Genomic DNA, 25,347 nt, shown 5'->3' with positions numbered 1-25,347 from the left:
TAAATCCAAAAAAGATTATAATTTGAACAGATATCTTATATTGGAGTTATTCCGTGCCTATTTCATCGTCCTCCCCTAAACCCACCCCAATGGCTTTAACTTCCAGTCAATTAGAGCAATGGTTTGCTAACATTGAACGAAATCAACATCCAAATACTTCAGAAGAAGATCCCTATTTAGCGACTCAATTTCTTTCTCGATTTGGACTGCGTAATGCCAAACAAGTGGCCGAGTTTCTTAAAACAGCCGGTGGTAACGAAACGATAAACATGATAGTGCAAGAACTGGTAAAAGAAGAGGCACAACTTCAATTAATTAGGGAACGAAATGCAGAAGAGCAGCTCAAACAACAACGTTTGCTTTTCCTTCTTTTGACTTTCATTGCAAAAGATAAAAAACTTGCAAAACACGTTAACGAAATTATCCAACAACAAATCGATCAAAAACTAAAAGAAACAAAAACTGCTGAAGCGCAAAAAGTTAGCTACATTGCCTTACAGATTGTTGACGCTAATATTCAAGCATACAGTAAAGCAATCAAAGCATTAGAGGAAGAAGAGCAATCCCTCAAAGAAAAACTAGATGAGGTTGAAGAAGAATTGAATGCTCTTGAAGAAGAAGCATTGTTAATGGAAGAGACTCATGTCCATATGACTGACCACTTGGATGAGCTTAATGTCTTCCTGCAAGCCCCCTTATTCAACAATCAACCAATCACGCAATTTATTAGCTATTCAAACCAACAAATAGCTTCTTTATCTGCACAGCTTGCAGCGCTTAAAGCACAACATGCAGCCCAAACGTCTACCTTAAGCGATGCCAGTAGAGTACAAGCGATTGAATCACCTACTGACAGAAAAATTCGAATGCTGCAAAATCGACTCGACTTTTTCCAAAAACAATTTGTACAACCACCTCAAAGTTCAGAACAAGTAGTGCAACAACTTATTGCACAAGTAAGAGCCCGATTAGACGAGTTACAACGTTCAAATGAGCTACAAATCCCAATGACACTTCGTGAGCGTGAATTAGAAGGGCTAAGATTACAAGAACGTGGATTCTTACAGGCGCAACAATTTTTGAGAAAAGAGAAAATTCTTCTCAACTCCCAATTGGAGCCGGTCAATGATTTTACTCAAGCTTATTTAATCATTGATCCAAATGAGCAAGCCCGTTACCGAAAACACGGTAATTCCTATGTTATCCTTTCTGAAGATAGACAGCCAGATCGCTTGACTGCTGAGGATTGGTTGCAAGCAAAACTTAATTACGAAAGGTTGAAATCTGATATTTGTTGTGTCAATGCAGATTATTATGAACGAAGACAACAACAACTTGACTCGCTTGATCAGCGTAGACAACCTCTTCTCACCAAGAAAAATAATTTCATTGACCGCCTTGAAGAGGTTAAAGCAAATAAGGTTGAGCAACTTCATGCATTATCCAGTGCTAAAGCTCAACGCGCCTTATTAAGTCAACCTCAGGAGGAAATCACGCCGTTGTCAATGTCACCCAGACCAACTCCAAAAACGGCGCCTAAACTTGAACCCAAGTGTAGTTATTCGCTGATGATGCCTAGTTTAAAATGCTTGGTGCCAAGCCTTGCACCAGCACATAAAGTTGAATTGGATGAACGACTCAATGAAGTGAAACCTGTCCAGATTATGGAGCCGGAACTAAGACTTGATTGGCTTTATAGAGCCAAAAAACAGATGCCGGATATTCCTGCACCTGAATTCGATTCCGAGTTAAAATATAAAAAATAACAATTCGTTATCACCTGAATCAATTATCCGAGGCATTTATGTCTCGGATTTCTATAAAAAATATCCTAGGTAAATCAAACAGATTTACAACAGAACAATCCACTTAAAAATAAGCATTTAAATAATAATTGAGTTACATCGATAGTTTTAAATCCACGCATAATCAAATTTATTTTGATAATCCATTTGACAAGATCTGATACAAATTGTTACCATCTAATAATAAATAATTTATTTCACACTCTGTAATATACATGAACAATAACACACAACGTCAATTTTCTGTAAACAGCTCTTTTGGGTTGGTGCGTGTTATTACTTCTATCGTTTCTGTTGTGGTGGTGGTCGTGGTCTTCCTTTCCTCGCCCTAGAGTTGTGTTTTGATTATTCGGCCTCTCTAGGGAGAAGGCTAAATAATCAAGCGATACGACTAACAATCTTGAGGAGAATCACCATGGGAAACGCACTTGATGCAGAGGCATCGCAGAAAAAAATCACTTATCGCGCTATCTTTATCATTAGTTTATGTGCTGCATTTTTATTTTATAAATACATTCTCCAAAATTTTCCAAGTGTAATGCCTGAACAATTGATGGATGCGTTTCACTTACAGGGACTGGGTCTTGGTGTTTTATCGGGAGTGTATTTCTGGACCTATCTTATCGTGCCACTATTTGTAGGAGTTGTTCTCGATCGTTATGGTACACGATGGATTACAACAGGAGCCATTTTTTGTTGTGCGATTGGTATTTATATTTTTTCTCAAGCCCAGGATTTAAATACCGCGATTTTGGGGCGTTCTTTAACTGGTGTTGGTGTTTCTTTTGCCTCCATCGCCTACTTTAAATTATCAGCAGTATGGTTTCCCAAAAAATACTATGCCTTATTGACGTCATTTCTTGTTACTGCTGCGATGATTGGCGCAATTTTTGGGCAAATGCCACTGGCATGGTTAGTTAGTCAGATAGGCTGGAGGTCCAGTTTAGCTAATGTAGCTTGGATGGGAATCATTTTGTCGTTCTTGTTCCTATTTATTGTTAAAGACAAACCCTCCTCTTCCATTGAAGCATCCGAGTCAGAACCTCAGCATGCCTCTAAAAATCCTCATTTATGGAAGGATATTGTACTTATTGTAAAAAACAAACAAAACTGGTTATTAACAGGGTTTAGTGGTTTAGCATTCTCTCCCATTGTTATTTTTTGTGGCTTATGGGGAAACCCTTTTTTACAGAAAGCATATCATTTGGATAAATTGGTTGCTCCCTCCCTTATTTCTTTGGTTTTTGTAGGATTAGCAATTGCTTGCCCTGTATTCGCATTATTCATTAACCGCATACAAAATCGTTGTTCTTTTATGTTTTACAGCACCTTGGTTTCTGCTTTATGTATTAGCTTGGTTATTTACGCACACCCCATGCCAATTTGGCTATTGAGTGTATTGCTTTTTCTATTTGGTTTTAGTTTAGGCGCATTCCCCATAGTATTTGTCATTGGAAAAGAATCAAATCCATTATATCTGGCGGGGACAGTAACTTCCTTAATCAATGCAAGTGACGCTTTTCTGGATGCAATTACCGAGCCGGCAATAGGGAAACTGCTTGATGCGTTCAGTAATGCCGGTCCTTCTCATGATTTTTCATTATTTAGTTACCATATTGCTTTGGCCATTTTGCCTTTATACCAAATAATTGGAGCCTTTTTGATGCGATGGGTTAAAGACTCGCATCGTATAGTCCATTAAAACATAACGAATCATTAAGCCTCTCTGTGCGCTTAATGATTCGTTTTGTAGGATCAACTTCTTCATCAACAACAAATATAATCCCACTGCTATTCCTCAGTGCGAATGAATCAGAATGTACTTTAAGTGGTGCTCATATATCTTCTTGTATCGCTCGGGCGATAGAAGGAATATCTTCTCTTGGAAGATAGAGAGTAATCCTTTCTATATTGATAAAAATCAATACCTGATAATTTGAAACAAGAAAACAATAAACTTCTGAATGCGTTCTATAATCTGATTCAAACCCAAGATCCCGATCCTCAAAAAGTCAGTGATTTTCAACAAGAAGAATTTAGTTTTTATCAAAAGTTGCGGAACAACTTAATTAAAGCGCTGATCATTGAGCTGCAATATTCTCTCACTTTGAAAGGACACCAGCTAAGGAAGGTCCAGACTTAGGTAGAAAACAGGCTCTGGCTAACAGCAAGAACTGCTGCTTTAATTGTCAGAATAAGTTAATTCAATACTCTCAACATGAACATATACCCAAGCATATAGCCCCGAAGCAAGTTTAACCTGAATTCGTTTATAGTCTGCCACTTCGTAAGAATCTGCTTTTTTTAACTCCTCTGCACTTACATCAAAAACCATACCCTCTACACTATCCGCCGATTTTCCAGTATAAGTAATAATCGGATGCTCCTCTTCACCACTTGTAGCAATGACACTCGAGTCTTTTATTTTTACTTTAGACATTCCAAACCCTGGAAGACTATCTTCGGTTCCTTGTAATTTTCTACCAAAATTACTTAATTGCACCGATTCATAACGTAATGTGCCATAAGAAAATAGTTTTTCAGTATTCACAGATTTGTACCTTAGAATAATAGTTTTGGCAGATTATCCAGAATTTTTTATTAATAACAAGAAAAACCTAACAACGTCCTCCATTCGACGCTTAGTTTTTAACGATTTCTATTTTGATGCACACTTGTACTTGCCACGACTTTATTAGGACCCATTTTTTTGCCTGATAAAGTGATTCATCCGCTTTTGATATCAAGTCATCTAACACATCATAAGGATAAAAAGATATCCCTATGGAGATTGTAACTGAAATAGGCTCATCTTGATTAACGTCAATAGAGAACTTGTGCCAAGGGGTTTCCTGCGTATAAACCATTTATTTTTAACTAGTCATCAATACCGCTTTGTCTAATTTTTTAGACAAAGCCCTAGTGTCACAACAAGCCGCGGCTGGGCGTAAACCAATTAAGTGGGGCTACCTTCTAAACTGTATTCATCCAAGGCTAATAATATTTTTTCTTCAAGTGACTTGGCTTTTTCTAGGGGTTGATTTACTCCATTGATAATAATAGAAAAAATAAATGTTTTTTCATTTGGATTTATCATGTAGCCCGATAATGAAGAGATATCATGCATTGAACCCGTTTTGGCATACACTTTTTTCTCAAGCATGGTCTTCTTCATTCTGTCCTTCAGAGTGCCTGAAACACCTGCTTGAGGTAAAGCCTCGAAAAATATTTTGTTCATGTCTTTATCCTGATAAAGATCACTAAGCAGGATTACCATTTGTTCCGCTGTCACCAAATTATAGCGAGTTCCTTCTCCATCGACGATCTCCATTTGAGACAAATCGAGGTGTGTGTGTTCAGATAATATTTTTTTAATAGCGAAAGCGCCTTCTTTATGGGCTCCCTTTCCTGTGAGCGTGTAACCTAATTTTTTGGTTATACTGTTCGCATAGAGATTATCGGATTGCTGTAACATATGTTTTATGAGTTTATTAAGGGTTTTAGATTGAAAACTCGCAATAAAAACAGTATCCGATGGGGATGTGCCGGTAAGGATCTTTCCTTTCAAAACAAGGCTGCTTTTATCAATAGCTTTTTTGACTACTTGTTTTACCAATAAAATAGGGTCGGGAATTGCAAGTTCTATTAATTTTGGATTTTTTTCTTGGATCATGCAGCCATATAATCGCATTGTATTTTGGGGTTTAATTTCAAGATTCAGACTACAATGGTTCTTTTCCTCTTCTTTACTCACTGTAACCACTTCATTAATAAGAGTTAAAGCTTTGGGTAGAGTTTTTGGTTTAACCTCGGCAGGCTTGCCTAATTCTTTCGCACTAATTAATTCATACGCCGCTTTATTTTCATTCAATATTGCCGCTGTATCTGGAGCAGCATAATACCACCCCAAATCATCATAAGAGGTTCCACTCGGATAATTTGGAGATTGATATTGTGAGCTATCAATTACCACATTGCCGTTTATTACCTTTTCGCTATTTTTTTGCAAATTTTGTAACAAAGAATTCAAATTCCCAACAGTAAAAGAAGGCGAACCTGTAAATTGAATATAGTAATCTTGATTTTTCCGAGACAGTGTTGTTATAAAACGATAGTCTGGTTTTAATTGATAAAGCGCTGCTGCAGCTGTAAGTATCTTCATACCACTGGCTGGAGATAATAGCTTATCAGCATTTCGACTGTAAACGACTTGTCCGTTCTGGGCATCTTTAACAAGTATGCCAACAGTTGCATGGGGTAATTGTTGTGCAATAATCCCATCTATTTTTTCCGAAAGTGTCTGAGAGCAGCCCATTTGGTTAAAGAAAAAAGCGGCAAAGACCCACAAATAATTAGAATAGCGCACGACATTTACCCTAATAAGTGACATGAAGTATAGCTTTACCCATTCAGAGCCGAAGTGCAACCCCTATGATTAAGAATGTTACAGATACTTCCCATTCAGAATCCTACTCCTTTTAAATACATCGACTTTAAGTAAGAATCTTCTCCTCTAACACTACAGTAGATTCTTCTGAGAGAGAGACAACATGTTCATGACGCTCAGGACTCAACAATTTTTGAGATGAATAAAGAATAAAGATACTCAAGGGTAATAAACTCAACAAGTCAAAGGGGAACTTTAAAATACCTATACCTCCAAAAACACCCAAATAGGAGATAACAAGTATCGTCATCATATAAAATAAAAACCAATATAAAAGTGCACTATTATCCCAGCTGTTTTTACGATGGTAAATGCAATAAATCAAAATACCAATAAGTAAAGCAATATCCAGTTTCCATATGATCGAAAATCCGCACCAATACAGCATTAAATTGCAAAAATAAAATGCAATATGTGAACAAACTAATGCACCGGACAGTCTAAAAGGTCTTGGTGTTTGTGGCTGTAATTTACGCATTGCTAAAAGACATATAGGCCCGATGCTATATGACAAAATACTAGCTGAAGAAAGAAAAGCCACCAACTTTTGCCATCCAGGAAATGGTAGAAATGAAAGCATTCCAACTAATAAATTTGCATACAGCGTCACGTAAGGGATCTTATGTCGATTTACCTTTAAAAAGATTTTGGGTAAATGATCATTTAGTGCCATCCCATATAAAATGCGTGACGTTGCGGCTGTATAAACGAGCGTTGTTCCAAAGGGGGAAAAAGCAGCATCGATTAATAGTAAAGTTGCCACAACACTGAGTCCTGAGAGTAAAGCTAAGCCGACTAAAGGTCCGCTATCACCTGGATAACTTAGAGCATGCCAGCCATTAGTTAGGTATTTCTGAGGAACCGCTGCGATAAAACTCAATTGCAACATAAAGTACAAAATAAATCCAATCAGCACAGCCCCTAGTATCGCAATGGGGATATTTCGCTGTGGATTTTTTACCTCCCCAGCCAATATCAAACCATTCTGGAATCCAGTAAACGCAAAGGCAATACCTCCTGCAGAGAGTGCAGTGAAAATATTTATCCAACTTTCTTTTGAAGACAATTCAATTTGCACGTTGCCAAGGTTTGGTGCAACTTGAAGTAAAGAAACAATGGCAATGCTTGGTAATATAAATTTAATAATACTTGCATACTTATTACATTCAACCAGCAATTTAATTCCATAGGAATTCAATACAACGACAAAAAGCATGATGCTTATCGCGGCAACATAACCATATCCAGAAAGCGTAAACGTTGTTGAGTCTTTGACAATTAATACTGGAAAAAAGTGACTTGAATATTGCAGAATTGCCTGAATTTCTATAGGGGTCATAACAACATAAGACAACCACGATGTCCATGCAAACAAAAATCCGACTTCCTTCCCATGGGTAAAAGTTGGATAGTTAGACATTCCTCCAGAAATGGGAAACATCGTTCCAAGTTCGCACAAAGGAAGTGCAATAAACAGCATAAAAACAGTAGCAATACCCCATGAAATTAATGAATTACTACCTGCCATTTGGGCGCTAATGAATGGACTAAATAACCATCCGGAACCAATCATTCCACCTGCAGAGGCAATTAGAATGTTAGTTGTTGAAATATCACGTTTTAACATAAATAAACCTTAAGCAGGCAAAACTCTAATTTAGCCCAAAAAGTCATAATGATACAAGTACTTAATCATGCTAGATTAAAAATGGTCTAAGCAAATAGGAATCGAGTCAGCGACTTAATTGTAATTTCTAATGAATCTAAGTTAGCGATATCCCCGCTCTATTGCATCAATTTCGTTGATAACCTCTTTCCCTTTTTCATCCGTTTTAGTATTAAACCAAGAATCTAAAATTTCTTTGGCCAAATCTTGGGTTAACAAACGATTGGATAGAGCCAAAACGTTCGCGCTATTCCATATTCTTGCACCCTTTGCTGTCTGAGCATCAGTACAAAGAGCCGCCCTTATACCCGGAATTTTATTCGCCACGATCGAAATGCCTGTACCAGTCCAGCAAAAGAAAATACCCTCATCACACTCACCCTTCCGAATCGCCTCAGCAGCAACATGAGCGGTTTTTATCCATGGTTCACTTTGCCCTGTTTTGATTGCCCCGAAGAGGACCACTTGATGCCCCAAACGTTCAAGCTCTTGCACAACGAACTCATTAACTGGATAGAGCTCATCACTGCACACTGCTATTTTCATCGACTTATAACTCCTTGCCATTCAAAAAACCTGGTAACCTCCCGTCATCCCAAACTTAACCGAAGATCTCTATGCTTTAGCTGTATTACTGCACGCCAAACCAACCCCCTGTATCGCCTCCAGCCCAACATGAATTATTTTTACAAGCATCGATTTTTACCGAACAGAGGAGTTTAAAATGACCTATCGTACTTATATCTATTCCTTTATACCCTTCTGGCTGGCATATCCGATCCACGTATCTTCCTCGAACCCGGATTTGCCCCATTACATAAATATTTTCAGCCACAGGATAAACACCTTGGTTATGCGAATAACATGCAATATAACAGCCTGGATCCAGAGTATAACTATTATCTGTGGGTAAAAAAGCCTGTTCAGCACCTGGATAAGGATGATTAATAACTCCATTATTTCCAAGAATATAAACAGGAAAAGGTGAGGGTAATAAGGACTTATTTACATCTGGATTCGCTTTAGGTGTAGATGCGTTAAGAGCAAAAATTTGTATACCCATTAAAAATCCAACACCAAACAAAAATATTCTTTTCATTTTTTATATCCTTAAAGCATTAACTCTTTTAAGTATAGGCAATAAAGAAATTGGGGTTTTTAGTATTACCGTCTCCCCAAGTGCAATGAGGGAGCTCCGGTTGCAACACAGTACTAAAAGCATGGAGATCCCTCATTGCACTCAGGATGACGGCAAGAAAACTCACGCAGCGATTCACCGAGGTAGTAGCTGATAAACTTTATCTTGATGGATTCTCAACTCCATTGAAATCAATATCATAGGTTGAAGCTGGATAAAATCCTTTTCTCACTCTGATTGCTCGGCAAAACACATTCAGGATCATCAGTGTGCTTTTAAACCTTAACCAGCGATATGCCTTGTTTTTTAATACATCATGTGCTCTTCGGTAATCTTTGATAAAACGAACTGGATTTTTAAGCAAATATTTGAGGCTATGAAGCATCATTCCCTGGCCGAGCATGAACGGCTGCATATGTTGCATATTGGGAATATCATATTGACGCTGTCCACTTAAAATACTATGCCAATCAATTTTATCGGTGAGAAGGTGGAAGCCACTAGTTACTCTTGGATTACACTCTAAAACATAGGCCTTATCGTTCATCAAAATAAAATCAAACCCAATTTGGCCACTAAATTGGAAACGTTTGCAAAATGTTTTGATAAATTCGGTAATTGGTTTTATTTCTGCCGGCTCAAAATAAATTCCAGTAGAACGTCCTACCCGATATTTAGAGTGATAACACGATTGAATTAATACCTCTCCATTACGGGCAATGGCATAAGTACTGTATTCTTTTCCTTGAATAAAATCTTGAGCAATATACGGTTCATTAATTGTAAGATTAGCAAGAGCTTTGGGCGACGGTTTAATGAGTGTATGGGAACCAAGACGGGAAAAAACAGGTTTTAATACAAGCGCTGCGGCCTGAGGAAGATTTTGCTTGTCCTTATCTGTGTTAACTAACCAACTTTGAGGTGCCGTCAAACCATATTCGCGCACAAGTTGATTAAACGTATATTTATGATGCAACTGATTTAAACGCTCAAAAGGTTCGCAAAAAACCTTAGTGTGTTGTGATAGCTCCTCATAGCCCTGGCTGATATAAAAAATTTCTTCACATGTAGGAATAAGTAGATCAATTTTATATTGAATTACTATTTCTTTTATTGCCTTTATAAACGCAGTGAGATCCTGATTGGGCTTAGGGATGACAAAATGCTTTTTTATTCCTTTAACACATCGCGCGAGTGGAAAAAGCAAACTTTCAGCACTATAAACCTGATATCCCTGATTCATGAGGCTACGCATAATATCCATGGTAGCAGGTGCTCTACCACCAGTAACTAAAATGTTCATCTACATCATTCCTTAAAAACCAATTTAAACTACGGTTTACACAGTGTTATGAGCGAGAAGAAAATGATATGGAGTTGGATGAACACATAATCGCTCTTATCCTTAACCAAAGCCAACATGATGCTCAGTAGAAATTATTTTTATTATCATTTCATTATTCATGTAAGCCATTTACATTGAATCTTCTCCCAGGCCGCCAAAAGTAGCATGATTATCAATAACTTCAAGAGGTAAAGATAAGGCATATACAAATATTTGACAAATATTCGCTAATTAATCTGGGGGTAATGATGTGTCAAATTTTTTGGATAGGAACTTTTACTTAGAATTCAGCAAAAAAAGAATAATAATGCATTTGAAACCATAGTACTTAACTACTAAAAATGTCTGGGCATGGTCTTAATATATACCCAGACTATATGCTTATGATGACTTCCTGCGTTGCATGATTTGTGAAAAAAATTCAGGTTTATTCAGGCCCATGGACGCAAAAATTTGGGGTACTCTATCCCATGAACCCTCTTCCTCAATACTTGCAACAATTAACTCAAAACCAGCCTTCTTATCCGCTTCAAGTCCCCAACCATTAATAAAGCTTAGGCCTCTTAATCGTTTTGCACCGACATGGCCTAAAGCGATTGCAGCAGATAAATAAGCATGTGCCTCTTCAAAAAGCTGATTGCATTTTTTTAAGTTTGCTTCGCTCTTAAAAACACCTTCTTTTTCTAAATTTTGTCTGAATTTAGCTTCTTCAAGAATCATTTGCCCTAATTGATAATTTGCCTCTGCATCATCCAATCCTGCAGCTGCCCTATAACATTCCATGTACATTAAATTTGCATAAGGGAATTTTTTATTGCATTTTAACTTACTGTATATGGATGCCAGCTCAAAATAGTAAGCAATTTCCTTTTTTAGCATTTCATCTCCGGGTTGATTATTTACCCGATTTGCTTGCATCGCTTTTATTCGCTTAGTAATTTTTTTAATTTTCCAGCGTTTTAAATAGGCCATAACTTCTCCTGCCGTTTGCTATGATGTTGATTGGATTAGATATTGCAATAAAAAAATCACAAGAACAATCAGGATCATTAACCCAAGAATCTTTAATCCAAAACCAGCAGACTCTCTTATTTCTTTCCCAATTTGTTTACTTGGAGGAGTTTCTTGCTCCTCTTTTGTATTTAACTCTGATTTATAAAGATTATTATCAATGTAGTTCGATACAAAATAGGAGATCAGTCCGGTAATCATGCTCGGCACAAAAAATATAAGCCAAGCAATAACTTTACTGGCTCCAATACTGTAATTATAATCATCCTGCAATGAGCTCAAAAGATCTAAAATAATCGCAGGCACATTATAATTTAGCCCCCAAGCCAGGTAGGGCAAGATATATAAACTAAAGAAAAATAAGCCCAGGCAGAGAACCAAACATATCATGCCTAGAATATAGAGTTTGCTATTGCTGCTAAATCGATCTTGTTCCATAGTAACCTTAAATATCCTTTTCTTAAATTTAAGATAGCAGATGGATCTAAATAAGTACACTTGCTGGTGATATTAACTAATTCATTTTAAAATATAATATAGATACTTTTTATTAAGGCAGCCTATGAAGCGCTATGTTTTTATGATCTCTGATGGTACAGGAATTACCGCCGAAACTTTTGGCCATAGTTTAATTACGCAATTTGAAAACATAAAATTTGAAAAGCTTACTATTCCCTATATCGATTCCTTAAAAAAAGCGGAACACGCAGTGGAACAGATCAACCATGCATTTGAGGAACAGGGAATTAAGCCTTTAGTATTTATGACTTTGATTGACCCAGAAATCAGAAATTACATAAAAAAAGCAAATGCCCGTGTGTTTGATTTATTTAATACTTTTATTGGCCCAATGGAAGAAGAGCTGAATGAAAAATCCTCTTATACTGTTGGAAGAACTCATGGTGTGGTAAACAGTAAACTTTACTTGCATCGACTTGAGGCAATCGATTTTGCTTTATCTCATGATGATGGAGTAAAAACTCGTGGATATGACAAGGCGGATATTATTCTCATTGGTGTTTCACGTTGTGGAAAAACACCAAGTTGTTTGTATATGGCACTTCAATATGGAATTTTAGCTGCGAATTACCCTTTTACTGAAGAGGAAATATTAGGTTTTAAATTACCTGAAGTACTGAGACCTTATAAAAATAAACTTTTTGGATTAACCATTGATCCACAACGTTTGCATCACATTAGAGCTGAGCGCAGACCCAACAGCAAGTACGCATCACCAGAGCAATGTCGTCTCGAAGTAAATGAAGTTGAAGCGATGTATCAAAAGGAAAAAATTCCGTACATTAATTCGACAAAATATTCTATAGAAGAAATATCAACCAAAATACTCGCTGCCTCAGGTTTACAGCGAAAATTATAAACACTGTATCAATTGTCAGTTTAATATCTGCTTTTGTATTGAATTTCAAACAAGTTAAATGACGGTCACTTGCCACTCATATGCATTAAAGCTGGATTCTTTTCAAGCATCTTTGCTACAGCTTGATGATTTCCACGAACAACTTGATGGAGAAGTTTTCTGGCGCGGTGTAACGTAGTTAAGTATTGATTTCGGAATAAATCATGATTTCCTATTGAGATAATAGAACAGATTATGGCATCTTTGGTGGGTAAAAACTGGGTTACTTCACTTTTTATAACATGAGGTAACTGATTAATATATTCAAATCCATCTTGCACGGCTTTTTCCTAAGAAATGATTTTTTGAATCTTATTTGCCCATATAGTTATTTTCAAGATCGTTGCAAAGGGGATTATTCCGTAACACTTGGAAAATCAGCATTACAATCATATCGATTATCATTCGCTAAAAAAGTCTTACAACTTTGATTAATCGTATATTTTACCGTAGTAGAATCAGGAACCGCAGTATTTTGTTTTGAATACATTTGCCAAATAATAACGCCTCCACTGTCCTTTTGCTGATCAAGAATTTTGTTCACTAATTCATTGGTTAGCTGTAGTTGGCCATTAATATTTTTAGGATAAGCTGGCTGATTTACTTCAAACCCAAAGAGGATTTTTGCTTGAATATGATACTTGGCGGGTAAAAAAGTTACTTTCCCAATGTTGTCAATTGTTAGGCTAGGTTTGCTTACAGTCTCTGCTTTCAACCAATTCGTGTAATCCTTCATATAAGCACTGACTTGACCACGCAAATCTAAAGGTCCATCAGGGTAAGGCGCACATACAGTTGGGTTATCACCACACAAATCATAGGTCATTACACCCAAGCTATCAAAACGTGACACAACTGCTTCATCCTTATTCATTAGGTCATACCATAACCCTTTCAGATTTCCTTTCCACCAAAGACCACCCTTTGAATAGATATCTGGGAATTTGTCCCCAAAGACAAAACCTGTAATTGGACGCGCCCCAACTGGTGGCGCAGCTGTAGCAAACTTAAGGTATTTCGCTCCCGGATCATCCATTATTGTATGTAAAATTGCATCAACTTTATCAATTGTCTTTGGCATAACAAATGAAGAACCTGAACTTATTCCATATTTCATAAGATTTTCATAAGTGGGTCCACCCGCATCAAGTATTCTTTGGGCTATATCTGTTGACCACTCACCAGCAGAGCTAGGTCCCCAAGTTACTGCATATTGATCAGCATGCCAAAATTCTTCATAGTCAATATCAATACCGTCCACACCTAAATCATTCGCTAATTTTACTATATTTGCATAAGAGGTTTTTGCTTTGCTCGCTTGATCTTTATCAGATGGGTCAGGAAACCAATCATAAAAAATCTGGTTTATAGATGAAGAACGAGGACCACAGGCCTCTTGAGTTAAATCAAAATTACAGCTGTAATTCCAACCTCCTACAGAGAGGAAGGTTTGAATGTTCTTTTGTTTGGATAATTTGATCGCTGATTTTAATGCATTAAAAGCTTGGGCGCCCTTTCCATCATGATCCGTATAATAGCCCAATATTCCCGTATCAGCGAGGCTACCACTCTGATAATCGATTAATGTTGGTCGAACAAATGAAAAGAGCACACGGTTAAAATTAGGTTTTTGTAGTTTAACCAAATCATCAACGTATTGTTGAAGCTGTTCCGGTCTATCTATAAGCAAATATACGGAAACAATTTTTCCATTCACCGCATCCTTGGTGTTAATTGAAGAAGCATGCGCTACAAAAGCAGAAGACCCAAGCATCATTGAATATAACACAGAGAGATAAGTCTTTTTTAGGTTCATCGCCTCTCCCTGACAATCATCGGATACCTGATCAAATTATATACATTTAATTGGGATAAGCAAAGTTAAGCTATTAGGAACAAGAACCTCGGGATATTAATAACCCCGAGGTTGAATACACTTCTTAAAGACTAGGAGACAACCCATAGCTGCATAAAATCTTCTACTTTCATTGTGGCCAGTGTATTTGTATCACTCATTACGTGCATGATACGGTCAACGCGATCTGCTGGAAACTGCGTGCTTAAATTCGTTTTAAATTTGGATAACAAAACTGGAATACCTTCTTCACGTCTACGTTTGTGGCCAATTGGATATTCCACTGTAATCAAATCACTTTCGGTGCCATCATTAAAAAATATCTTAATACTGTTTGCAATAGAACGCTTTTCTGGATCAAGGTAATCCCTTGAAAAACGCTCATTCTCAGTGACATGCATCTTGGCGCGCAATGCATCGATACGTGGATCGGCGGCGATATCGTCTTCATAATGCTCGGCCTTTAAATCGCCAAATAATAAACCTATAGCAACCATGTATTGTAAACAATGATCTCGATCTGCTGGATTATGCAAAGCCCCCTGCTTACTAATAATTCGAATCGCCGACTCATGGGTTACTAAATCAATTCGAGCGATATCATTGAATCGTTGTTGCACTATTGGATGTAACATCACTGCACACTCAACGGCGGTTTGTGCATGGAATTCAGCGGGATAGGATAACTTAAATAAAACATTTTCCATAACATAGCTGCCATACTGACGTTGAAATTTAAATACGTTCTTTTCAAAAAGAACATCATAAAAACCCCATTTGGGGGCACTTAACGCACTGGGATAACCCATTTCCCCGGCTTTAGCAATTAATGCCAATCGAACTGCCCTGGATGTTGCATCCCCTGCAGCCCATGACTTTCTAGAACCGGCATTCGGAGCATGTCTATAGGTTCGCAGACTTTGACCATCGACAAAAACTTGGGACAAGGTTCTTAACATCGTGTCTCTATCGGCACCAAACAATTGAGCAGCAACAGCTGCACTGGCAATTTTGACCAAAAAGACATGATCTAATCCCACTCGATTAAAACTGTTTTCAAGAGCGAGGCAACCTTGAATTTCATGTGCCTTAATCATCGCAGTAAGTACGTCTTGCATTAAAATTGGGGGTTTACCCTTGGAGCAATTTTGTCGACACATATAATCTGCAACAGCAAGGATCGCGCCTAAATTATCAGAAGGATGCCCCCATTCAGCTGCAAGCCAGGTATCATTGAAATCAAGCCAACGAATCATAGCACCAATATTAAAAGCAGCTTGTACTGGATCTAACTCATATGCAGTACCAGGAACCCGAGCCCCACCAGCGAGCGTAGCACCGGGAACAATTGGGCCTAAAAGTTTGGTGCATTCAGGGAAATTTAATGCCAAAATCCCACACCCCAATGTATCCATAAGGCATAGACGTGCTGTCTCATATGCTAAAGCACTATCAATTTTCTTGTTTAATACATAATCAGCAATATCAATCATGACCTGATCGTAATCAGGCTTAATATTATCTTCAACATAACTGTGCATAATAACCTCTGTGTATAAATAATGTTTCCTTATCAGCTAAGTAATCCCCTCTCCTCTACTACCCGCGTCATCCCGAGAGGGATCTCCCACGCTATGGCACAGTGGTTACTAATAGGAGATCCCTTACAACGCTCGGGATAACGGGGAGAGAGGAGCAGGAAAATTCCTAACTTAATAGTTTTTGCCCAACTACATCCAGGCTACAATTGACGCATGGATTTCGCATTATCCTCTCGATTCAATAGGACGAAACTTCTGTGGCTCAGGTCCAGTATATTCAGAAGTGGGTCTTATTAATTTATTATTTGCTCTTTGTTCAAACACATGTGCTGACCATCCTGTAATACGTGACATCACAAAAATAGGAGTGAACAAGAATGTTGGTATGCCACAATAGTGGTATGCTGAAGCACTATAAAAATCCAGATTCGGAAATAATTTCTTTTCATTCCACATCACTTCTTCAATACGTTCAGAAACATGATATAAAAGAAGGTCTCCTTTTTCCTCGCCTAAGCGAAATGACCATTTTTTAATAATGTCAGAGCGAGGATCACTCGTTGTATATACACGATGTCCAAATCCCATGATGAGCGCTTTATTAAGCAACATTTTCTTCAATTCAGTTTCGGCTTGATCAGGACTTGTGAAACGTCCTATAAGCTCCATTGCCGCTTCATTAGCACCACCATGTAAAGGACCACGTAATGTACCAATTGCACTCGTAATTGCAGAATAAAAATCAGCAAGCGTTGCAGCAGTAACTCGCGCAGCAAAGGTAGAGGCGTTAAACTCATGCTCAGCATATAAAATTAGGGATACGTTCATCATCTGAGCTTCTAGTTTGCTCGGTTTTCTTCCATGTAATAGAGCAAGAAAATGAGCTCCAGTTGTTTCTTCCTCACTTAAACCAGATATTTCTTTATTATGGAAATGCCATGCATACCAGTAGCACATCATTCCTGGAAATAAAGCCAACAAACGATCTGCAATATGATTTTGCTGAGAAAAATCATCTTCAGGTTCAATTGTTCCCAAAAAGGAACATCCAGTTCGCAACACATCCATGGGATGAGTGTTTTTAGGAATTAATTTAAGAACTGTTTTTTAAACCTTCTGGTAATGTTCTTAACTGAGTCAGTTTTTTTGTATATTCATCCAATTGTTTTTGAGTAGGCAGTTTTCCATAGAGTAACAAATAGGCTACTTCCTCAAAGGTGGCATATTCTGCTAAATCATCAATTGAGTAGCCTCTATAATTTAAACCCTTACCTGCTAGTCCAACTGTACAAATTGCTGATTGTCCTGCAACAACACCGGCTAAACCGCCGCTTTTAACACTCATTGTCTTCCTCCATCAATTGGTCTAGTTTTTGTTCGTATTGATAATAACCAAGTACTTCGTATAATTCTTCTCGAGTTTGCATTTTGTCCAATATGTTTTTTTGCGTTCCATCTTGAAGAATTGTCCTGTAAGTGTTTAAAGCAGCTTGAGACATTGCTCTGAATGCACTTAAAGGATATAAAATCAGTGATACACCAACTTGTTTGAGTTCTTCCCGACTAAATAGAGGAGTTTTACCAAACTCCGTTATATTCGCCAACACTGGCACAGGAACTGCCTTCGTGAATCTTTGATATTCATCGAGGCGAGTCATAGCCTCAGGAAATATCATGTCAGCTCCCAATTCAATACAAAGCAAAGCTCGTTCGATCGCTGCATTCATGCCTTCAACAGCATAGGCGTCTGTTCTTGCCATAATGACAAAATCAGGATCTTGGCGTGCATCAACTGCAGATTTAATTCGATCCCCCATTTCTTTCATGGATACAATGGCTTTATTGGGTCTGTGTCCACATCGTTTTGCCAATACTTGATCTTCAATATGTATGGCGGCAACCCCTGTCTTTTCCATCAGCTTTACTGTTCTGGCTATATTAAATGCATGCCCCCATCCAGTATCTACGTCAACCAAAAGAGGAAGAGAACAGGCTTCGGTAATTCTTCGTGCATCTTCGAGCACTTGCGATAAATTGGTCATGCCAAGATCGGGGATGCCATAAGAGGCATTTGCAACACCAGCTCCTGAAAGATAGATTGCCTGAGCTCCAGCACATTGCGCGAGCATAGCAGAATAAGCATTGATGGCACCCAATACAGGTAAGGGTTGATTTTCTTTGATTGTCTGTTTGAAGGCTTTGCCCATGGAACCAGCCATTAATTGTCACTCCTTGATCTTAAATATATGAACTACCGTAGTCTGGTTGCAACTAGTGAAACCCTGGTTTCTTGTCGTTATCTCGATAGCAAAAGATGACGAGGACTACAGGTTTATTATTATGCTCTAATGAGAATCTCATCTCAATCGATTTTAATAGCTCCACGAATTATATTTTTTCGCAAAAAACGTGCGGGTGATAAAGCCTGTTGCAAATTTCTGGGTAAACAACTTATTTCATTATTAATTACCGACGCCAGCCATTCCGCACATAAAGGAATGGTTGTAAGACCGCGGGAACCGAATCCAGCACAGGCATAAAGCCCAGGATAATAAGGTCCACTCTGCGCTATCCAACGTTTTGCATTCGTTTCCAATTGTGCAAATTGATGTAAAAACTGTTCAGCATCAGCAATTTTACCAACCAAAGGAAGATAATCCGGAGTTGATGCTCTAACTCCAGCCCAATGATTGCTTACCTCATCAGACCATATAATTTCTGGAGCCAGTTGCTTCAGCTTTGCTAAATTAATCCTATCATCCTGAGATTTAATTTGAGATTCTGCAGATTTTAACTCATAAGTGGCACCTAATTGATGCATACCATTAAGAGCAGGAAGAACATGACCATCACCACATATAGGTAGTTTTAAAGACGCACTTTGATCCGTTGATGGGAATTGCTGTCATCTGGCCCCGTATAGGCTTAACAGGTAGATGCTCCGTTTGTTTAAATGAATTAATTTTATACCCATTAGCTAAAATGAGTACTTCAGTGTCTAAATCATTCACTATCCATCGTTTATCAAAAGCTAATTGTTTTATTGAAGTATTGGTTAGCAAAGAAATGCCTTCTCGATTAATTAAAAAACTGGCATAATTCCGGAGAATTTATCCATCCTGATAAAGGAATATACAATCCAGGCTTATCTAACAACAATCCAGCTAACTCAGAAGCATGTTGTATATCAACTAATGAACCCAACTCTGGATAATGAGCCAGCCAAGAATGTAAACTGGACTGTGCCGCCTTTTCTTTGTCTGAGTATGCAAGTAACAAAGAACCACATAATTCACCTATCTTGGCCTGATTTAAAATGCGTTGATAAGCTCGTGCAGCATACAAAAATGCGGATAACATAAACTGCGTCAAAGGTGAATTGTAAGCAGAGAGTTTAGGGAATAAGACGGCTTGCTGATTCGCTGATCCACCATGACCTACCTGACCTAATTCATCAATAAGTGTAACTTTCCACCCTCTTTTATTAAGTGTGTATGCGGTAAAACAGCCGGCCAATCCTGCTCCTAAAATAACAGCTGATTTACTGGAATACCGTTCAGGAGCACTAACATGCCATGGCGTATGGCGTTTTTGCTGCTTTGTGTATTGGGTTTTGAGCAAAACGAGCACAAAGCATATGCCGTTTTCGTCCGAAGCCTTTTCTTTTTTCAACAACAAACCCATTTTCGATCAAATTGGTTTTAACAGAACCTGCAGCAGTATACGTAGCTAAGGTAGTGTGCTCATTAGATAACATGGCAATTGTTTTAATGAGCGCATCAGACCACATACTTGTATTTTTAGAGGGAGCAAAACCGTCTAAAAACCAGGCATCGACAAAAGCTGTTCGAAGCTGCCTTTCAAGTGAGGATTCCCCACAAATTAACAGCTGTTCATAGCATTCCAAAGCCTCTCCAAGCATCAATGTTAAGGTCACTTTGCCCTCGCAAAATGACAGATGATGATATCCAGGTGTCAATACCGGATAACTGGCTATCAGTTGTTGAGCCTGCTTTTCCAATTGCGGCCAGAAAGCAAGGCTTCGCTTTAAATCACTAAGTGATAAAGGATGTTTTTCACATGAAATGAAATGCAATTGACAGGATTCGGGCGCATAGTGTTCCCACAAACTCCAACTTACAAGAAAATTTAAACCGGTTCCAAAACCAGTCTCTGCAATGGTAAATCTTTGTGGCTTATCATTAGAAAATGATCGCCAACGCTTGATTAGATCATTTCCATCAATAAAGACATGGCGGGATTGATGCATTCCGCCTTCAGAAGAATGGTACACATCATCATATTGTGTTGAAAAAGGCAGAGTACCATGCCAATCCAACTCTGCCTTATTAATCGGTACAAAAAAATTACTCACATACAACCACTCGATTCGTAGCCATTCCTTTGGCTTCTTGTACTTCAGTTGACTTTTTTTCCTGAATTAACTCTCTCAGCTTAGGTACAATGATAAAAAGTACAATTGAAGCACCAATTGCAAATAACCCTAGCATTAAAAATACATGACTATAACCACTATTAGTCACTAAAGGTGAACTACTGTCTTGCCCTTCAATCATCAAGTTAGAACTGTAGCTAGACAAAGTTGCACCAACACCTGTATTGAGCATCCACATGCCCATCATTACACCCTGTAATGATGATGGAGCCAAATACCCTATCATAGCATAACCAATTGGGGATATTAAAAGCTCACCTATACTTTGTAAGATATAACTAATAATAATCCAACCCGGATTCACTAGCCCTTCATAATTAGCGTACGAGATACCAATAGGCAATATAACAAAAGCCATTCCAATAAAGAGCAATGCCAGCGCAAACTGAGTAGGAATATTAATCTGCACACCGTTCCTGCGCATTTTATGCAATAACACGCCTAATAATGGACCACCAATAACTATAGCTACAGTATTTATATTTTGAAACCATTGTGGTGGAATAATCCAACTCGCATATTCTCTTTGGACATTATGATCAATGAAGACAGTAAGCCCCATAGGAGCTATTTGATAAAGCATCCAAAAAACGGTTCCGACAATCATAAGCACGGCAAAAGCAATGATTTTATCTCTGGCTTCTTTTGTTGGTTGTTGTTTTGCTAAATATAAAATAATACCAATCATTAGCGCGCCAGTTACAAGGACTAACTTTTTAGCCCAGTCAGCATAATGCAACAACTCACTCAACATGAAAGGCAGTACAATAATTAAAGCACATCCCAAAAGAGCGGCTCTTTTTTGAGAAGGCTTATCTTTTTGAGAAAAAATTGTTTCCCTGTCTGATAACTGATGCCAACAATACAAGCAGATGATCAAAGCAATTAAATTTCCTAAACTGCTCATTAAAAAAAGTCGTTCGTAATTCTGAGTGAGCTGAAATACGCCACTCAAGCTAAAACCTACAAAAAAGCCAATATTCATTCCCGCATAATTCATGAGAAAAGCGCCCTCTCGACGAGTGTCTTCTGGGGAAAAACGTTGGGTTAACATGCAATTTAAACAGGTTACATTTAAACCTGACCCAGTTAAAAAAGCTGCCAAGCCATAATAAAGGAATGAGATATCACCAAATGATAATAAGATACAACCTATAATTTGTGCCACCATTCCTGCACAAAACAATGCGCGATTAGAAAGCAAGCGTCCACCCCAAAAGCCACCAAGCAAGTGTAAGCCATAATTGAATGCAATAAATACTCCCATAATACTGTTCGCAGTGTTGGTTTGCAGCCCCAACTTCCCTTTCATGTACAAAACGAGCGTAGAGTAAAGAACGCTAAAACTTAAAGTGGAGACTATTTGAATAAAGAAAAGAGGGATAATTCCCTGTGGCATTGATTTGATGAATTCCTTTTTTGTCATTCCCGACATTATAGCCTTCCTTGTTAATTCAAGACCCACTCTGAATATGACATGTGGAAAAATTACTGTCTAGTACCTTTAAAAATTTATTTTTTTATCGTTATATCGATCCTATTTACAGCCCATATCATCTCGAGCACGGCAAGAATTTTCCCCCTGAAATATAATAATATGGCAGGGAGAAACCTTGATTGACTCGAGATGGAGTAGGAGTTTGTTTATTTTTTCAATTGGCTCAAAACTTCTTCTGCAGCCATTTGCGTTTTAATAATTTCATGTTCTCCATGGGCGCTGGAAACAAATCCAGCTTCATACATAGAGGGAGCAAAATAAACGCCTTTTCCTAACATTCCATGATAAAACTTTTTGAATAAAATTTCATCAGATGCGGCGATGTCAGCATAATCTGCAATGCGAGTCTTTTCTGTAAAACAAAAACCAAACATTCCACCTAATGAAGCAGTAAAAAATGGAATATTTAATGTTTCAGCAACCGAGGCTAAAGCTTGGGTTAAAGCTTTTGTAGACTGACTTAACGAATCAAAAAAACCAGCTTTTTCGATTTCAGATAAAGTTGCAAGACCAGCGGCCATAGCTAATGGATTTCCAGAAAGTGTCCCTGCTTGATAAACTGGGCCCTCAGGCGCTAGAAAGGACATTATTTCTGCTCTTCCACCTAAAGCACCGACGGGCATGCCCCCACCAATAACTTTACCTAAGGTAGTAATATCAGGAGTGATTCCGAATACGCCTTGAGCTCCAGTTAACCCCACTCTAAAACCAGTCATGACTTCATCGAAAATCAATAAGGCGTTATATTGATCACATAATTGGCGCAATCCCTGCAAAAATTTTAAATCAGGCAAAACGAAACCCATATTTCCCGCAACAGGTTCTAAAATGACTGCGGCGATGTCGTCAGGAAATTTTTCAAATAATTGTGCGGTTTGATCGAGATCATTAAAATTGGCGGTTAAAGTATGTTCTGTGACACTTTGTGGAATTCCAGGGGTTGAGGGAATGCCTAAGGTAAGCAGACCAGAACCCGCTTTGACCAGTAAACTATCGCTGTGTCCATGATAACAACCATTAAATTTTATGAATTTATTTTTCTGGGTGACACCACGGGCCAACCGAATAGCAGTCATCGTGGCTTCAGTACCAGAATTCACCATCCGTACTTTTTCAATTGAAGGAATTAAAGAGATAATTTTTTCAGCTAATTGTACTTCAAGTTCTGTAGGTGCTCCAAAACTCATACCGCTATGAAGCACCTTATTTACGGCTTCAATCACAGCCGGGTGACAATGACCAAGGATTAATGGTCCCCAAGATCCAACGTAATCAATGTATTCATTATTATCTACATCGACAAGGTATGCCCCCTTACCTTGTTTAAAAAAGATAGGATCACCACCAACCCCTTTAAAAGCTCGTACAGGTGAATTAACCCCACCAGGAATCAGTGCTTGGGCTTGATGAAATAAATCTGTTGAACGCGTCATAAAAATCTCCATAATTTTGCGATATAATATTACAGACATTGCGAAAAATTGGCAAAAAAAAGAGGTTGATCTTTACATTGGGTTCCACAATAGCTAAATTACGCCCTTTTATAATGAGTACTATCATGCAAGAGTATAAAAATATATTTGTGTTATCTGTGGTTTTATCTATGATGAAGCTGAAGGATGGCCTGAAGATGGAATTGAACCAGGTACACGTTGGGAAGATGTGCCAGAAAATTGGTTTTGTCCAGATTGTGGTGCCGGAAAAGAAGATTTTGACATGGTGGAAATGGAATAAGACCATAAGCCATCGCAAACGAAGTATGTAGCCCGGATTCCGCAACTAACCCGGGCTAAGCAAACACATTATGATTTCCATCAACACTGAAGTTACGGCTTAACTACAACCAATAACACGATTGCTATTAAGAATAACGTTGGTATTTCGTTATAAATGCGAAAAAAACGAGCGCTTTTTTGATTTTTATTTTGAGCAAATGTTTTTAAATAATGCCCGCACAGCAGGTGGTAAACCCATAAAAGAACAACAAGGCTCAATTTAGCATGCAGCCAACCTGCCTTAAGGTAATAAGCAGGGTTGTAACTGAGCAGCAATAATCCCAATACAGTGGTCAGTAGCGCTGCAGGCCAGGTGATTCCATAGTACAATCTTTTTTCCATTATTTTAAAACGGATAATACTTGTCTGGTCATGAGTATCCGCGTGATAAACAAATAATCTCGGCAAGTAAAATAATCCAGCAAACCATGCAACCATCGCAATAATATGAAACGCTTTAATATATAACATAATTAATTTCCAGATTTCCGTTTACTTTTTTTTCGTGACCGCTTCAATAAATTAAGGGACTCAACTGATAGGGAAAAACCCATAGCGAAATAGATATATCCTCGAGGTATATGAAAAGAAAATCCATCAGCAACTAATACCATGCCAATTAGAATTAAATAACTTAAAGCAAGCATTTTAATCGTCGGGTGTTGTTTAATAAATGCACTAACCATTTCGCTTGCAAAAATCATAATGAAAATGGCACAAGTAATTGCCAGAGCCATGACCCAAAATCGAGAGGTCAAGCCGACGGCGGTTAAGACACTATCGAGAGAAAAGATAATATCCATTATTACAATCTGCAAAATAACCATCCTGAAAGATGCTTTAAATGGATGTTTTTTATTTTCACTTACTAATACGCCATCTTCCGTGACATCCTGGTGAATTTCATCGGTAGCTTTCCAAATTAAAAAAGCACCACCTAACATGAGAAACAAATCACGTGCAGAGAAAGAAAGCTGATTGATTGTCAGCAAGGGCTTAGTTAATTTGATCAAATCCACCGCAATCGCAAGTAAGAGCAACCGCATTACCCAGGAGAGGGTTAGCCCCCAACGTCTCGCTTTTTTTCTCTGTTCTGGAGGTAGTCTTTCAGATAAAATGGACAAAATAACCAAGTTATCTATTCCTAAAACAATTTCTAATATGATTAAAACGATTAAACTCGCAATAACATCAATAAAATCCATCAAAGCCTCAGATGTCAGAAATTGAAAAACTATATGATATACTCTTAATCTAATAATTACCTAAGCTTTTCTGTAAGATTCACCCTACAAATTTGACTTTAAATTAGAGGTTTATAAAGTCAAATATTCACTTTATTCTTTTGCTTCGATATAATATTCAATGTTTCGTTAATCTTGTGAGATACAGA

Annotated in this window: 22 protein-coding genes and 3 pseudogenes; 4 read left to right on the top strand and 21 right to left on the bottom strand. The window is 37.9% G+C overall.

From position 1 onward, the window contains the following. Positions 1-53: 53 nt before the first annotated feature. Positions 54-1,766 (top strand): hypothetical protein, encoded by a 1,713-nt coding sequence (locus EL022_RS10625; RefSeq protein WP_237761282.1) that lies wholly within the window; start codon positions 54-56, stop codon positions 1,764-1,766. Positions 1,767-2,220: 454 nt separating this feature from the next. After that, positions 2,221-3,507 (top strand): MFS transporter, encoded by a 1,287-nt coding sequence (locus EL022_RS10620; RefSeq protein ID WP_028380602.1) that lies wholly within the window; start codon positions 2,221-2,223, stop codon positions 3,505-3,507. Between the two features lie 480 nt (positions 3,508-3,987). Here the strand turns inward: EL022_RS10620 and EL022_RS10615 are convergent, their stop codons facing one another. The 9 genes from EL022_RS10615 to EL022_RS10575 form a co-directional block, all read right to left on the bottom strand. Then, on the bottom strand, positions 3,988-4,356 hold the full coding sequence (locus tag EL022_RS10615; protein WP_028380604.1) for a gamma-glutamylcyclotransferase family protein: 369 nt from the start codon (positions 4,354-4,356) through the stop codon (positions 3,988-3,990). Positions 4,357-4,447: 91 nt separating this feature from the next. Next, positions 4,448-4,672 carry a diguanylate cyclase domain-containing protein gene (locus EL022_RS16785; RefSeq protein WP_028380605.1) on the bottom strand — a complete coding sequence of 75 codons (225 nt, stop codon included), beginning with the start codon at positions 4,670-4,672 and terminating at the stop codon, positions 4,448-4,450. 89 nt (positions 4,673-4,761) lie between these two features. After that, the gene (gene dacB, locus EL022_RS10605) at positions 4,762-6,171 is read right to left on the bottom strand and encodes a D-alanyl-D-alanine carboxypeptidase/D-alanyl-D-alanine endopeptidase (RefSeq protein ID WP_028380606.1); all 1,410 of its coding nucleotides are present in this window, start codon (positions 6,169-6,171) and stop codon (positions 4,762-4,764) included. A gap of 127 nt (positions 6,172-6,298) precedes the next feature. Beyond that, positions 6,299-7,879: an APC family permease gene (locus tag EL022_RS10600; RefSeq protein WP_028380607.1), complete on the bottom strand. Its 1,581-nt coding sequence runs from the start codon at positions 7,877-7,879 to the stop codon at positions 6,299-6,301. A gap of 141 nt (positions 7,880-8,020) precedes the next feature. After that, positions 8,021-8,464 carry an RpiB/LacA/LacB family sugar-phosphate isomerase gene (locus tag EL022_RS10595; RefSeq protein ID WP_028380608.1) on the bottom strand — a complete coding sequence of 148 codons (444 nt, stop codon included), beginning with the start codon at positions 8,462-8,464 and terminating at the stop codon, positions 8,021-8,023. An 85-nt stretch (positions 8,465-8,549) separates the two neighbouring features. Next, positions 8,550-9,017 carry a hypothetical protein gene (locus EL022_RS10590; protein ID WP_028380609.1) on the bottom strand — a complete coding sequence of 156 codons (468 nt, stop codon included), beginning with the start codon at positions 9,015-9,017 and terminating at the stop codon, positions 8,550-8,552. Positions 9,018-9,216: 199 nt separating this feature from the next. Then, positions 9,217-10,359: an ATP-grasp domain-containing protein gene (locus EL022_RS10585; RefSeq protein WP_028380610.1), complete on the bottom strand. Its 1,143-nt coding sequence runs from the start codon at positions 10,357-10,359 to the stop codon at positions 9,217-9,219. 423 nt (positions 10,360-10,782) lie between these two features. Further along, entirely contained in the window at positions 10,783-11,373 is a 591-nt protein-coding gene (locus EL022_RS10580; protein ID WP_028380611.1) for an SEL1-like repeat protein, read from the bottom strand. Positions 11,374-11,391: 18 nt separating this feature from the next. Further along, positions 11,392-11,850: a membrane protein gene (locus EL022_RS10575; RefSeq protein ID WP_028380612.1), complete on the bottom strand. Its 459-nt coding sequence runs from the start codon at positions 11,848-11,850 to the stop codon at positions 11,392-11,394. 124 nt (positions 11,851-11,974) lie between these two features. On the opposite strand from EL022_RS10575, the gene ppsR reads away from it, so the two are divergent. Beyond that, the gene (ppsR, locus tag EL022_RS10570; protein WP_028380613.1) at positions 11,975-12,790 is read left to right on the top strand and encodes a posphoenolpyruvate synthetase regulatory kinase/phosphorylase PpsR; all 816 of its coding nucleotides are present in this window, start codon (positions 11,975-11,977) and stop codon (positions 12,788-12,790) included. A 65-nt stretch (positions 12,791-12,855) separates the two neighbouring features. Here ppsR and EL022_RS10565 read toward each other — a convergent pair whose 3' ends face one another. The 10 genes and pseudogenes from EL022_RS10565 to hemL all read right to left on the bottom strand — a co-directional run bounded on the left by EL022_RS10565 (position 12,856) and on the right by hemL (position 23,612). Then, entirely contained in the window at positions 12,856-13,110 is a 255-nt protein-coding gene (locus tag EL022_RS10565) for an F-box protein (protein WP_028380614.1), read from the bottom strand. A gap of 74 nt (positions 13,111-13,184) precedes the next feature. Next, positions 13,185-14,645, bottom strand: coding sequence for a glycoside hydrolase family 18 protein (locus tag EL022_RS10560; RefSeq protein WP_028380615.1), 1,461 nt, complete (start codon positions 14,643-14,645; stop codon positions 13,185-13,187). A gap of 131 nt (positions 14,646-14,776) precedes the next feature. Beyond that, entirely contained in the window at positions 14,777-16,225 is a 1,449-nt protein-coding gene (locus EL022_RS10555) for a bifunctional 2-methylcitrate dehydratase/aconitate hydratase (RefSeq protein ID WP_028380616.1), read from the bottom strand. A 225-nt stretch (positions 16,226-16,450) separates the two neighbouring features. Beyond that, a pseudogene (prpC, locus tag EL022_RS10550) lies at positions 16,451-17,570 on the bottom strand (bifunctional 2-methylcitrate synthase/citrate synthase). Then, complete coding sequence (prpB, locus tag EL022_RS10545) at positions 17,560-18,444, bottom strand: methylisocitrate lyase (protein WP_028380618.1); 885 nt, start codon at positions 18,442-18,444, stop codon at positions 17,560-17,562. Before prpB ends, prpC begins: the two are co-directional and overlap by 11 nt. Positions 18,445-18,587: 143 nt before the next feature. After that, positions 18,588-19,115: pseudogene (mnmC1, locus tag EL022_RS16400) on the bottom strand (FAD-dependent 5-carboxymethylaminomethyl-2-thiouridine(34) oxidoreductase MnmC1); the annotation flags it as partial. Positions 19,116-19,303: 188 nt separating this feature from the next. Further along, complete coding sequence (locus EL022_RS16395; RefSeq protein WP_241972162.1) at positions 19,304-19,846, bottom strand: FAD-dependent oxidoreductase; 543 nt, start codon at positions 19,844-19,846, stop codon at positions 19,304-19,306. Next, the gene (gene mnmC2 / locus EL022_RS16390; RefSeq protein ID WP_241972161.1) at positions 19,791-20,600 is read right to left on the bottom strand and encodes a tRNA (5-methylaminomethyl-2-thiouridine)(34)-methyltransferase MnmC2; all 810 of its coding nucleotides are present in this window, start codon (positions 20,598-20,600) and stop codon (positions 19,791-19,793) included. The genes EL022_RS16395 and mnmC2 overlap by 56 nt, the downstream gene beginning before the upstream one ends. Continuing rightward, positions 20,593-22,116: a peptide MFS transporter gene (locus EL022_RS10535; protein ID WP_028380620.1), complete on the bottom strand. Its 1,524-nt coding sequence runs from the start codon at positions 22,114-22,116 to the stop codon at positions 20,593-20,595. Before EL022_RS10535 ends, mnmC2 begins: the two co-directional genes overlap by 8 nt. Positions 22,117-22,325: 209 nt before the next feature. Next, on the bottom strand, positions 22,326-23,612 hold the full coding sequence (hemL, locus tag EL022_RS10530; protein WP_028380621.1) for a glutamate-1-semialdehyde 2,1-aminomutase: 1,287 nt from the start codon (positions 23,610-23,612) through the stop codon (positions 22,326-22,328). Between the two features lie 125 nt (positions 23,613-23,737). Between hemL and EL022_RS10525 the strand changes: the two are divergent. Then, positions 23,738-23,913: pseudogene (locus EL022_RS10525) on the top strand (rubredoxin). 92 nt (positions 23,914-24,005) lie between these two features. Here the strand turns inward: EL022_RS10525 and hemJ are convergent. Next, positions 24,006-24,425 (bottom strand): protoporphyrinogen oxidase HemJ, encoded by a 420-nt coding sequence (gene hemJ / locus EL022_RS10520; RefSeq protein ID WP_028380622.1) that lies wholly within the window; start codon positions 24,423-24,425, stop codon positions 24,006-24,008. A gap of 2 nt (positions 24,426-24,427) precedes the next feature. Next, entirely contained in the window at positions 24,428-25,159 is a 732-nt protein-coding gene (locus EL022_RS10515; protein WP_028380623.1) for a TerC family protein, read from the bottom strand. Positions 25,160-25,347: the final 188 nt, after the last annotated feature.

This window comes from Legionella cherrii (assembly GCF_900635815.1).
GTDB lineage: Bacteria > Pseudomonadota > Gammaproteobacteria > Legionellales > Legionellaceae > Legionella > Legionella cherrii.
Note: the sequence above shows the minus strand (reverse complement) of the source record. Positions and strands in the feature narration are given on the sequence as shown.